At 66.1% G+C, this 12,338-nt stretch carries 7 protein-coding genes; all 7 read right to left on the bottom strand.

The window, feature by feature from the left end; genetic code table 11:
* Window positions 1-9: 9 nt before the first annotated feature.
* Complete coding sequence (locus VE326_01160) at window positions 10-3,003, bottom strand: C25 family cysteine peptidase (protein ID HYJ31804.1); 2,994 nt, start codon at window positions 3,001-3,003, stop codon at window positions 10-12.
* A gap of 14 nt (window positions 3,004-3,017) precedes the next feature.
* A complete protein-coding gene (locus VE326_01155) occupies window positions 3,018-4,256 on the bottom strand; it encodes a hypothetical protein (protein ID HYJ31803.1) in 1,239 nt (412 codons plus the stop codon).
* A 746-nt stretch (window positions 4,257-5,002) separates the two neighbouring features.
* Window positions 5,003-6,478: an HD-GYP domain-containing protein gene (locus tag VE326_01150; GenBank protein HYJ31802.1), complete on the bottom strand. Its 1,476-nt coding sequence runs from the start codon at window positions 6,476-6,478 to the stop codon at window positions 5,003-5,005.
* Window positions 6,475-8,331: a HEAT repeat domain-containing protein gene (locus VE326_01145; protein ID HYJ31801.1), complete on the bottom strand. Its 1,857-nt coding sequence runs from the start codon at window positions 8,329-8,331 to the stop codon at window positions 6,475-6,477. Before VE326_01145 ends, VE326_01150 begins: the two co-directional genes overlap by 4 nt.
* Window positions 8,332-8,370: 39 nt before the next feature.
* Window positions 8,371-10,584, bottom strand: coding sequence for an AAA family ATPase (locus VE326_01140; protein ID HYJ31800.1), 2,214 nt, complete (start codon window positions 10,582-10,584; stop codon window positions 8,371-8,373).
* On the bottom strand, window positions 10,574-11,719 hold the full coding sequence (locus VE326_01135; GenBank protein HYJ31799.1) for a metallophosphoesterase: 1,146 nt from the start codon (window positions 11,717-11,719) through the stop codon (window positions 10,574-10,576). The genes VE326_01140 and VE326_01135 overlap by 11 nt, the downstream gene beginning before the upstream one ends.
* Window positions 11,716-12,240, bottom strand: a complete 525-nt coding sequence (locus VE326_01130) for an NUDIX hydrolase (protein HYJ31798.1) — start codon at window positions 12,238-12,240, stop codon at window positions 11,716-11,718. The genes VE326_01135 and VE326_01130 overlap by 4 nt, the downstream gene beginning before the upstream one ends.
* Between the last annotated feature and the right edge of the window lie 98 nt (window positions 12,241-12,338).

Genomic DNA, 12,338 nt, shown 5'->3' with positions numbered 1-12,338 from the left:
ATCGTGGCTCTACTTCAACATCACCAGCTTTCGTCCGAATGTTGACCCTTCGGTCTCCATCCTTGCGAAGAAGACTCCACTACCGACTGTGTTGCCGGCCTGATTCCTCCCGTCCCATCGCACCTGGATTCGCCCCGGCCCCACCACCTCTCCGCGAAGAAGCGTTCGTACGAGCCTTCCCTGTGCATCGAAAATCCTGAAGTGTACGGCACCCTTCGATGCCAAGGTCACTTCAAACATGGTGCTGGGGTTGAATGGATTGGGTCTCGGCGCCGAGAGTCCCGTTCGCAAGCCCGGGGCAGAAGCCTCAGCTATTCCCGTGATCGTCGGACCTCCTATCACTGGATCACCCAGGAGGACGTACGAGCGAAATACGTTCTTGTACTCGGGGTGGTGCACGATGGCGTTTCGCTGCGCGAGCATGAATGCCGTGCCTAAGTCGTAGCCAGACGAGTACATATGCTTGATGAGTTCCTTTGCAAGGATCACATTGGCGGGCTGGAAGGTGCCCCGCGTCGGGCCGATTACCGCGATCGCACCTTTGGCTGGCTCAAACAGTAGACGCTCGGGGATGGGGCGGATCGGGCCGGTGCAGTGCGCTGGATCGGGCCCGGTCGAATCGCAACTCGTGTAGTCCTCTGTTTGATCGAAGTTCCCCATCCCGCAGGAGAGCCCAAGAGAAACGAAGAATCTACCTGGCGTGGTCGGCGAACTGAGGTGGGCCATGCTCCATCCCTGGTCAAGGCGCCAGTAGTTCGCGTAGATATCCCGTTGTGCCCCTGAGGCAAGCCACAGGATCCGGTCCGGTCCCGCGTTTGCAACGCTGTCAGCTTGACTCTCACGGTGCTGATAAGTCCAGGACGTGGTCTCCGTATCCGTGAGTCGACCGACATTGCTCGCCCCCGGAAAGACGGCCTCCACCTCGTCGGCGTCTTCCTCAACTGACATCCCGAGCAGGGTCCCATTGTCCTGTGCATAGGTTAGAAATGCAGTTTTGGGGGCCCCAGGCGGCGCCGATGCCTGCAAGAACCCTTTGAGCTTGGCGGTGTAGGCGTAGATCTCCTGTGCTGAGTGTACAGGTAGCCGCCCGACTCTGAGATCCGGCAAGCCATCGTTGTCGACATCGGCGTAGGGTAGGTCAGAGGCGTAGTACGGGGTGTAGAAGGACATGGCCACACCGGGAGAGTCGGCATCGGCCGTATAAAACGTCGGGATCATGTTCAATTCTGGCTGCGAAGGTACGTGCGGTCCTGTAGCACCAACGCGAGGATACTTCCACCCATTGATCCACTTGCTGGGATCGTCCCACCACTGGCCATCGTTCGCGTCGCCGACAAGCAGGGCGTACATCGTGTTGAAGTGTGCGGCATACTGGAGGTAGCCGCGGATGCCGCCCAGAATGAAGGTCTGAGAGATCGGGATGATGTCCGTGCTCACACCCAGCCACGACATAAGGGAATCGTACGGACACAGAGCGGCACAGAGATCGTCGGGTGCGATGATTACATACCTGCCTGGAATAGACCTCGGTGCGATCTCGCAGCTGTCGCTGTCCATCAATTCCATCTCTATGGCAAGCGAATCCTGATCATACGTTATGGGCTCGCCCGAGAAGACCATGGGTTGGGGGCGAGCCTCGAATACGTCGTAGCGGAGATCTGGGCGACCTCCGGTCTGATGCTCCGTAAGCCTATACCGGTCTCCAGCCACGCCGAGGGGATCCAGAACCTCGTAGACGCCTGGTCCTCCTGTGCCTGACGACGGAAGCGTTGGGAGTGCCGAACCGCCTACGCGTTCAACCGTGAACGAGCTCGTGTTGTGCTCCCAGTCGGTTGTGAAACGAATCCGATTCCCTCCGGCTACTGTGGTCGCCGTTCGGGTATGAAACGCCACGGCTGGCCGGTCTGGATTCCTGCAAGGGTAGAAGTACAAGAGGGTATCTCCAGCGATGAGATTCGTCTCATCGGTGTTCATCGGTATGCCACCCTCGGATCGAATCCGCGCTCCGTCTATTTGTATCCAGCCGAGCCCCGTGTAGTCCGGGAATAGCTTGTAGTCGAGGGAAAACGGAGCGGTCCACTTCGGCAACGCCCCACCCCAGAACTCGACGGCATCATGCACCGTGATGAGGGAGTCGGTCGTTCCAGTTGTATCCATCCCGGTGTCAAAGGAGATGTAAGCAACCTGCGGCCCCGTCACGGAATCCCCGTCGGTTGGGAACACCTCATCCACCCATGGCGCCAGGACAAGACTTGAGCCCGCCAATGATGGAAATGAGGAGAGTCCCGTAGCGGCTCGCGCGTTGGCAAACGTTCGGTTGAACCGCCCGTTCAGCCCGCGCATACGCGCCCAGAATACGGCCGCATCGGTCGGAGCGGTCGAGAGCGGTCCGGCGGGGAAATAGGAGGCCATCGTGATCGTGCCGTTCGCGGACCAATTCGCGTACTGCCCCCCACCGTACGAGGCGCTCGCGTTGAGAACTGCATTTCTCGGTTGTGCGAGACGGTTGATGCCCGGACTAAGGAGGATGATGGCGTAATACGTTGCGCCGCGATGATCCACTTCGTCGACCTTGGTCTCTGCGTATGACACCACGCCGCTACTGACAAGCTCTTGCCACTTCGAATACGCCAATGGAAAGTTGTCGAAGAACTGGATTGCTGGTTCCCCACCGGTACCCGCCGTGAGTGAATCCGCCTCCGTTCCATGAGTGAAGAACGCCCCCGCTCCGAAGGGCGTGCTGATCTCTTCGATGAAGGAGAACGACAGCGAGTCGTTCTGGTTGAGTTGAGTTTGACGGTAAAGAGTTGGGTTGTAGCCCTGTGAGGCCATCGCGATCTGAGCGTTCGAGAGGACGTTGACGAGGGTCGTGTCCCACTCGAGCAAGGAGAATGCAAATCCGCGTGCGGAATCGGGCGTACCAAACAACGCGAGCGCTCGGCTCGGGATCATCGTAGTGAGAAGCGCCCCTAGAACAACACCGCTCAACACTCCTTTGCGCATTGTGCTTACCCTCATCATTGACGTACGAGACGCGCGGGGCGCTCAAGCTGCGATTTGACGCGACGAGGTAACGCGTAGGCTTTGGTACCGCTCGGGGTCCTTCCTGCGCGGATGTCGGATGCAGCGGCCAGTGCCGACTTGGCGTTGACGGCGGAGACCACGTGCTGAGTGTTCGAGTCGATGATGAATACGATGCAGCCCATCTCGACTAGCTTCTGTAGGTCTCGAAGCGTCGAGACCTCCCGCTCATGCCTGCTCGGCCCCGACCCCTCGTCCCTTTGATAGGTCTTGCTGAGTGGTAGCCCGAAAGTGAAGCCGCTCCGGAAGTGAATCTGGGCGACTCCGCCCGACAAAGACACCCCCTGAACAAGAGGACTGGCGGTACTCAGCTGACGAAGCTGCTGCTCGATGTACGACGTTGCCGCCCCTGCCTGCGACAAGGAATCCCTCAAGCTCGTTACTCTTTGGACTAGCGCAGCGATTTGCTCGCCATCGCGGCTCAGTTGCGGTGGACCTGCAGATGGGGGAGGCGGGAGGGAGAAGCCGTTGATAGTCACTCGTCCCCCAGTCATCCGCAGATGATAGGGGCCGTCGATTACATTCCCGCCGAGGACGATCCAACCGCCGCCAGAAGCCAATAGAGATGCCTCGCCAGATGGAGGCGCACTGGGAGCACCCGCGCCATCAACGTCATACCAGTCGGTTCCGAGCTTCAAGGTGTTGTCATTGTCCTGGCCGGTGCAGGCAGATCCGAAGCTCGTGCCGTATACACCTGCCAGTGGTGTCGTGGGCACGATCTGCAATGAGGGCGAACCATCCGCAACGCTGACGGTAAGAGTTCCGAGCTTGAACTTTCCAGGCGGCAACGCCGTTGCACCGGCGTAGCCAGTGTGGAAATCTGAGTTCCCGACCTGTGTGCCGAACTCCGTGGACATGGAAGTCTGATTGTTCTGGAATGTGCCCCAGTTGACTTGGCCGTCGACAGCCCGAAGGATCACTTCGTAGGAGTTGACCGTCAGCTGGCCGCCTCCAGGACAGGACGCCTCGTAGCCTTCTCGGTTCTGATTCGTGACCAGCCAAATGCTGACCTGGGTTGCACCCGACGATGACAGGGTGTCTTCAGCTCCGGAGGTCCCGTTTCCGTCGACATCGAGGAACATGTACTGAGCGGAGGCTGGCCCCGCCAAGAGTAGAAGGAGCAACACGGACACAAGCATCTTGCGTATCACAAGGCTGAAGCCATCCTCGACCATTCGGCCCTCCTCACCCTTGAAGCGACCATCGTGTTACATCTTCCGAGCAAATTTGTACGACAGCGCCGAACCATCGGCGCTGGTCACCGCTCTACTAATTAGGGGGATTGCCGCCATGAGGCACACCTCGACCGCGAATGGAAGCGCCCGGGGCGCTGGCACCGCAGTCTCGCCGGGGTCTTCAGCTTCCTTTCGTCGAGCGCCCTCCATCGCGGAGTGACCTGAATCGACGCTGCTTCGCTCGGCCGCGGCAGTCAACGGAAATGGCTCGGGGTAGAAGAAGGTAGCAATTGCATCTTGCGTCTCCATGTCGTCCTCAGCAACGTCTCTGGGCTTACTAGACGAGCCCTTCCTAGGGGCTGCCTTGGCGGTAGGTAGGACACACAAGGGGTTGGAGCGCCGGGCCGCTCACGATCACCGTACCGCCGGCGGAGCGAGGAGGACTGCCCTCTCGCAGGGATGAACCTCGTCTTTCTTTGAGCCCCTGTGGTGTACGACGGGGTCCACACTCGTCTTTCCAGCAAAGGACATCGAGCAAGCCAGCGGGGGTATACGCGGGGTCCACATTCGTCTTTCCGTCCGAGGACGAATCTTGACGTTCTCTCGGCTTAGCAACAGGGTGTTGTGACGTGCCGGATCGTTCGAGGGAGGATGCAACGGGGCTGTGGGGCTAACGCCCGAGGCTTGGCGTCGGGAGCCGCACTCTGAACATACTAGGACGTGGGGAGCAGAAGCGAGGAAACCGCTTACGCCAGGGCGTCGGCGACGTTGACGCCGTATTCCTCGGGGTTCAGCGCGGAGACGATGCCGACCGCGAAGGCGCCGGTCTCTTCGCTCCGGACGCTCAGGTCCACGACGGGACCCTCCTCCAGCCGCTTCCGCTCCTTGTCGGCCACGACCCGCACCTTGGGGCGGAAGATGTCGTGGGCGTTGTGCGCGGTCACGACCGCGATCTCGTTCGTGTCGAGCAGCACCACGGTGCCGGCGGGGTACATGCCGACCGTGTTGATGAAGGCCTTGAGGAGCAGCGGGTCGAACTTGTCGCGGTTCTTCGTGACGATCTGCTGGAGCGCCTCGTAGGGCGTGAAGGGCGTGCGCCGGTAGGCGCGGTGCGCGGTCATGGCGTCGAAGCAGTCGGCGATCGAGACGATGCGCCCGAACAGGGTCTGCTTCGCCTCGTGCCCGATCTGCGGGTATCCGCTCAGGTCGTAGTTCAGATGGTGCTCGAACGCCACGATCATGGCGCGCAGCGCCAGGTCGTTCAGCCCTCTCATCTTCGCGATCATCTTCACCCCCTGGACGGGGTGATCGGTCATCAGCTTCCACTCCTCGGCCGTGAGCTTGCCGGGCTTGTTGAGCACCCAGGGGGGGATCGTCGCCTTGCCCAGGTCGTGGAGGATGGCCGCGACCCCCAGCTCGCCCAGCAGCTTCTTCGACAATCCGAGCCGCTGTCCCAGCGCGATCGAGAGGATCGAGACGTTGACGCAGTGCTGAAAGGTGTACTCGTCGTGGTTCTTGATCGCCGTGAGGCCGAAGAGCGAGAACTCCTCCTCCAGGATCAGGTCCACGATCCCCTGCACCGCGCGCTTCGCCTTCCGGAGGTCGATGGGGCGCTTGTCCCGCGCGCTCAGCATGACGGTGCGGGCCGACTCGATGGCTCGGTAGAAGGTGCGCTTGGCCGCTTTCCGGCTGTCGCGCGCCTCGGCGCTGTCGATCTGCCCCGCGTTCGGGACCACGGCGCGGAGCGGCACCAGCCGCTCGACCGAGAGCTTGGAGAGCGCCTCGGCGAACTCGTCGAAGGGATCGGCCGCCTTCACGTCCACGTCCAGGAAGAGCCGGACGAACTTCTTCACCTCGGGAGGGGTGAGCTTCCCGGTGAAGACGAACCCCGATATGCCCCGCGTCTTGAACTCGTCGATCAGGTACTGGTAGCTCGGATAGGAAGAGGCGTCGACCCGGAGCCGGTGCTGGTTCAGATAGAGAAAGTCGCCGATCGACTGGAGCTTGAAATCCCCTTCGGCGGTCCACATCTGCTCGACCGTATCCATGAAGTTGGTGAGGGGGCCCTGGAAGGCCACGTTCCCGACGTCGTGGACGCGCGCGGTCTTGAGCAGCACGCAGAGGTGGATCGCGAGACCGCGTCCCTGCACCGCGACGCGCGCCGCCTCGTCCCCTCCGCGCCGCTGCGCGCCGGGAGGAGGGGTCTTGGTGATCCCGCTCATTCGCCCTCCTCCTCGGACCTGGCCGTCCCGACCGTGTTCATCCCGGCGTTTCGGACCACGGTGAGCGCCGCCTCCACCGCTTTCCGGACCGGCTCGCGCTTGCCCGAAAGCTCGCGGTTCAGCACCGCCAGCGCGGCCGGCGTGCCGAGCCAGGCGAGGGCGAGCGCGGCATGGTAGCGGTCCTCGTCGTTCCCGGCCCGGAAGAGGGTCCCCTTGGTGAGGGTGGCCGAAAGCTGCGGCACCAGAGCGTCGGAGCCCGAACGGCCCAGCGCCTCGAAGAAGGCCTGCCGCTCGCCCAGGTCGCGCCGGGGGAACTCGGGCGCGGCGATCACCTGCAGGATGCTCTGGGCGGCGCGCTCGTCGCGCTTGCCCGCCAGCGTCGCGGCCGCCTGCACCCGCACGCCGGCGTCGGCGTCGCGGAAGGCGGAGATGAGATAGGCGCGGCTCGTCGGGCTCTCGATCTTCCCCAGCGCCCGCACGGCTTCCTTGCGCACGCGGACGTCCTCATGGTGCAGGGCCCGATCGAGCGCGCGCTCCACCCCTTGATGCGCGATGCGACCCAGCACGTAGACGACGTTTCGGATGACGTACCAGCGCGAGTCGCCGAGGCGCCCGATCAGGATCTCGACGTCGTCCCGGCACGACGTGGCGAGCGCCTCGCAGAGCGCGCGCCGGTGCTTCACGTGGTTCACCTGGCCGAGCAGGTCGCACACGGCCGGAGCCGCGCCGGAGCCCAGCTGGATCAGGAAGTTCGTGAGCACGGCCGGATCGATCTCGGGGTGCGCGTTCAGTGTGGGCGCGGCCTGCGCGAGGAAGCTGGGGCGTCCGATCTCGCGGATCACCTGCTCGGCGATGCCGGCGAAATCCGCGTGACGCTCGGCCTTCTTCGCGGCGATCGTCTTGAGGCGGGCGAGCAGCGCGTTGGCCCGCCCGATGTCGGCCTCCTCGATCGCGAGCTCGATGAAGCGCTGGAAGGCCACCGCCGATTCCAGAAAGCCGGCCGGCTCCTCCTCCGATTCGAGAATGGCCGCCACGATCTCGAGCACTTCGGATCCGAGGGGACGCGACTCCTCTTCCCGGATCCCGGCCTCGAGCGTGGCGAGCTCCTCGTCGGTCATGCGGAACTGCACGCTGGCGGCCTCGTCCCAGGCCGAGTCCACCGACGTCTCGGAGGCCCAGTCGTCCGAGCGCTCGGGCGCGATCGCCTGCCCCACCGGATCGGAGCTGGGCGGCGCGGCCGCCTCGGGCTCCTCCTCCGCGGCGACGCTGCCGGGCCAGGGAAGGCCGCCTCCCGGCTCGCCGCCCGCCGCCTCCTCCTCCTCGCGGCCCTTGGGCGCGGACGACGCATCGCCGATCAGCTCGTCGAGCGGGATGTAGACGTATTCGACGTGGCGGAAGTCGCGCTCCCAGAGGAGCGTCACGACGTCATCCTGGCCGGAGGGGCCGTCGGTCGAGCGCTTGAGCACGTCGAGCAGGCCGCGAAGCTCCGGCGGCTCCAGTCCCTCCTTGATCGTGATCTCGCGCACGCCGTCGGCGTAGAAGCGGAAGGCGAGCGAGTCCTCGCGCGCGGCGTTGTGGTAGACGGAGTAGTTCTCGAAGAGGAAGTCGAACTGCTGCACGGTGAGCGTGATGTCCCCGATCTCCTTCAGCACCGACCAGGTGCGCCCCTCCAGGTCCCCCTGGAATTTGTGCAGCGTGGGATTGTTCGGCAGGTACATGCGCATGGCCTTGACCGTGCGGATGAGCGTCTGGATCCAGTCGGCCACGCGCTTCACGTCGAGCGCGAGCACCTGGTCGCGGATCCGGGCCGCTTTCTGATCCGGAGTCGGAGGGGGCGGGGTCGGTCGGGCCATACGGAGTGTGCTTCGGCTGAATCCAGCCAACCTTGAGCCCTATTTCCGGGCTTCGACCTTCCGGGAGGATGCCGGGGCTGCTACGGCGCCCATGGCGAGCACGTGGGCCTCGCGGACCTGGTTCAGGACGCGGCGGTCATGGGTCAGGAGCACCACCTGGATCTCGCGCGCCAGCTCCTCGAGCATGGCGAGCATCGTCCCGCGGCGCTCCTCGTCGAGGTGCGCGATCGGGTCGTCCAGGAGGAGCGGCACGGGCTCGCGAGCGGCCAGCTCCTTGGCGAGGGCGGCGCGGAGCGCGAAGTAGAAGGCGTCCCGCGCTCCCCGGCTCAGCGCCTCCAGCGGCACGCGCTCCTTGCCGTCGGTGGCGAGCATCGGCGTGAAGTCGGAATCGAGGGTCACGGCGCGATAGCGCCCGGCCGTGAGGCGGGCGAGCGTGGCGCCCGCCACCTCGCCCAGGCGTCCCACGTGCTGCTGCTGATAGGCGATCACCGAATCGCGGAGGACGTCGAGCGCCAGGAGGAGCGCGTCGCGCTGCCGCCGCTCGCGCGTCAGGTCCGCCTCGTCGTCGGCGATCATCTCGTCCAGCGTCTCGAGGTTCTCCGCATCCCCCTCGCCGCCGCCCGCCTTGCGCAACAGGCTGTCCAGCCCCTCCTGCGAGATCTCGATCTTGGACCGGAGCCCGGCGGTCTCGCGCTTCAGCCGCTCCGCGGCTTCGGCCGCGCGAACCGGGTCTTCCTTGAGCGGCGCCAGGAACGGCGACTGGCGCAGGATCGCCTTCTCCTTGGTGCGCAGGGCCGCCACCGCCTCGTCCAGCTCCTTCGCCTCGGCCTCGAGACGTTCCGGCGCGGGCAGGGACTGCATGACGGCGGCGTGCTCGCGCCGCTCCTGGTTCGCGGCGCGGAACCGCTTCACGTCGGCCAGCACCACTTCGAGCGTCCGCCCCGAGATGTAGGGATTCACGCGGATCTCGATCTGATCGATCTCCTGGCTCAGCGTTCGGATGTTCTCCTCGGCCATCTTCAGCTGGGCCTCGGACACGGCGCGCGTCTTGACCGCGCTCTGGCCGAACATCCGCCCGACGGCAAACCCCGCGAGCGCACCCACCGCTCCGGCGGCGCCCGCGTAGAGCGGATTCCGGAGCCCGGCGTAGACGCCGCCTCCGGCCGCGGCCGCTCCCACCACCGCCAGCACGATCGCGAGCGCCGGCGAGCCCTGCTTCTTGCCCTCCAGCTTCGCCCGCTCGGTCTCGGCGCTCTTCTGGTGCCGCGACCGCTGCGAGCGGAGCATCCCCAGCCGGAGGAGGTCGGGCTCCACCTCGTCCGGAGCGTTCGCCAGGTACGCGAGCGACTCCGAGATCCTCCGGTCGATCTCCTCGGCCTGCCCCCGGGCCCGGCGCGCCACGACCAGCTCCTGCCCCACCGCCGGGACGCGCTTCATCAGCTTCCGCTGCTCCTCGCGGAGCGTCACCCAGGTCTCGAGGTCGGCGAGGAGCTGTTCCTTGCCCGCCAGCTCGCCCCGGAGCTCGGTGATCCGGGACTCCAGCCCTTCGCGCTCCTTGGTCCGCGACTTGAGCTCGGTGAGCACGTTCTCCGACCGGGACCGGCGCCCGCGGAGCTGCTCCAGGCGGTCCTCGCGGGTCTCGATCGAGCGGTTGTTGCGCTTGCGCTGGCGCGGATCGTACGGATGCTCGCGGGTCAGGAAGTCCAGGCGCTCCAGCAGCGCCTCCTGGATCTGCTGGTAGTCCGCCTCCACGGCGCCCGACACCAGGTGGCGGAGCTCGGGGGAGACGCGCGTCTCCAGGGCGCTCTCGTAGACGAAGGAGGACTCGCGGAAGAGGCGGGCCTCGGTGAAGCCCAGCCAGCCGCGGAGCAGCTCCTCGTACTGCTGGAGCTCGGGGCTCTTCCCGCGCGGGTTGGCGACGCCCTGGAAGAGGACGCTCTTCGACTCGTCGCCCTCGGCGTCGAGCTGCTCCACGCAGACCTCCTGCGTCTGGAAGTTCCGGCGCAGCCGGTAGCGGCCGGTGCCCGCGGCGAAGACGATCGTCGCGGCGTGCGTGCCGCCGCTCCAGGGGCGCGCGAGCTCCTCCGTCTCCAGCGTGGAAACGCCGAACAGGGTCGCGACGATCGCGCCCGCGAACGTGGACTTGCCCGACTCGTTGGGGCCGATGATGAGATTCAGCCGCTTCGGCTCGAGGACCGCGTCGTAGTTCGAGAGGGGGCCGAAGCCCTCCACCGTCACCCGTTCAAGGCGCATGGCGGGGGTTCTGGAACTCGGCGAGACCGACCCGGAGCGCCAGCGTGGCGGTCTCCTTGGCCTCGGCGGTGCCGGCCTGCTCGATCCGCTCGAGCATCCGCCGCACGAACACGCCGCGCACGGTGGCCTCCTCGCGATAGCGCTCGAGAAGGCGGGCGTTGACGAGATAGGTCCGGTCGTCCAGCTCGAGGTGGAAGAACCGGGGCTTGAGCCGCGCCAGGAGGCGCTCGGCGTCGAAGACGAACTCCGCAGGGCCGGTGAGCCGGACGCGCACGATCTCGCGGTCCCCGGCGAACGCCGCCACCCGCTCCTCCAGCTGGCGCGCCTCCCGGATCTCGGCGATCTGGAAGTCCACGACCGCCTCGGTCACGGTGCGCGCGTTCCAGGGCGTGCGCTCGATCGAGACCGCCTCCCGGCCGAGGGTGGCCACGATCAGGTAGCGGGGACCGTTCTCGCCGAACTTGCGCCCCTCCAGGGTGCCCGGGTAGACGGCGACGCAGCCCCCCTCGCGCACCTCGGCGAAATTGTGGAAATGCCCGAGCGCCAGGTAGTGGAGGCCGCAGGCGCCGATCTCGGTGCGCGTGATCGGCATGTCCTGGGGGCGGATCTTCCAGGTGGGCGAATCTTGCAGGGCCCCGTGCGCGACGCCGAGATGGAAGTCGGCGAGCTCTTCGGGACGGAATTCGGAGAGCGGTCGGGCGCAGACGGCCCCGTCGAACGCGATGCCGTAGGTCTGCACCGACTCGCCCCGCACCGAATGCCGCGGACCCGGCTCGAACGTCGGGGAGAGGAACAGGTGCGCCCCCTCGGGGAGGCGCATGCGGCGGTAGACCGAGCGGCGGTAGCCGCACGCGTCGTGGGTGCCGGGCGCGATCAGCACCGGGAGCCCCGCCCGCGTCAACCGCTCCAGGGCGGACTCGACCTCGAAGACGAGGCCGTCGGCGGGATCGTGGGTGTCGAAGAGGTCTCCGGCGATGACGACCAGGTCCACCGGCTTCTCGGCGGAGGCGGCGAACTCCACGGCGCGCTGGAACGCCGAGAGCACGTCGCGCGTGCGCTCCTCGGCACGCTCCCCCAGCGAGGGGAAGGCGGCCCCAAGGTGCAGGTCGGCCAGATGGAGAACCCGTACGCTCATGCTTTCGCTTTCCTCTGGTTGTCGCGGCGGAGGTCGCGCAGCGCCTCGCGGTGCGCGCGGAACGCCATCGGCCGCGGGAGACGGTCCAGCGCGAACCAGCCCAGCTCGCTCGCGTCGTCGCCCGCCTCGAGCCGCCCTCCCACGATCTTCCCGTGGTAGAGGATCAGCACCGCGCGCGTCCTCGGATCGTCCCGTCCGGCGTAGACCCCGAAGAGACCGGTGAGGCGGATCCGCAGCCCCGTCTCCTCCAGCGCCTCGCGGACCGCCGTCGTCTCCGGATGCTCGCCGTACTCCATGAAGCCGGCCGGAATCCCCCAGGCGTCCTTGCGCGGCTCGTGCCCGCGCCGCGCGAGCAGGACCTGCCCGCCGCGCTGCAGGAGCACCCCGCACGCGGGCGCCGGATTCCGGTAGGCGATGAAGCCGCACGCCGGACAGGTCGGACGCATCACCCCGTGCTCGCGCATCCGCCGCATCCGCGTGCCGCAGCGGATGCAGAAGCGCGCCGGCGGACGGGCCGGCATCACCCTCCCCGCGGCCTTCCCCGGCGTGGCCCGGCGCGCCGGGGCCGCCGCGCGAACTTGCGTTCGCGCTCCGGGGTTCCTACGCTTGTCGCTTCGTC

This window comes from Candidatus Binatia bacterium (assembly GCA_035631035.1).
Lineage (GTDB): Bacteria > Eisenbacteria > RBG-16-71-46 > SZUA-252 > SZUA-252 > DASQJL01.
Note: the sequence above shows the minus strand (reverse complement) of the source record. Positions and strands in the feature narration are given on the sequence as shown.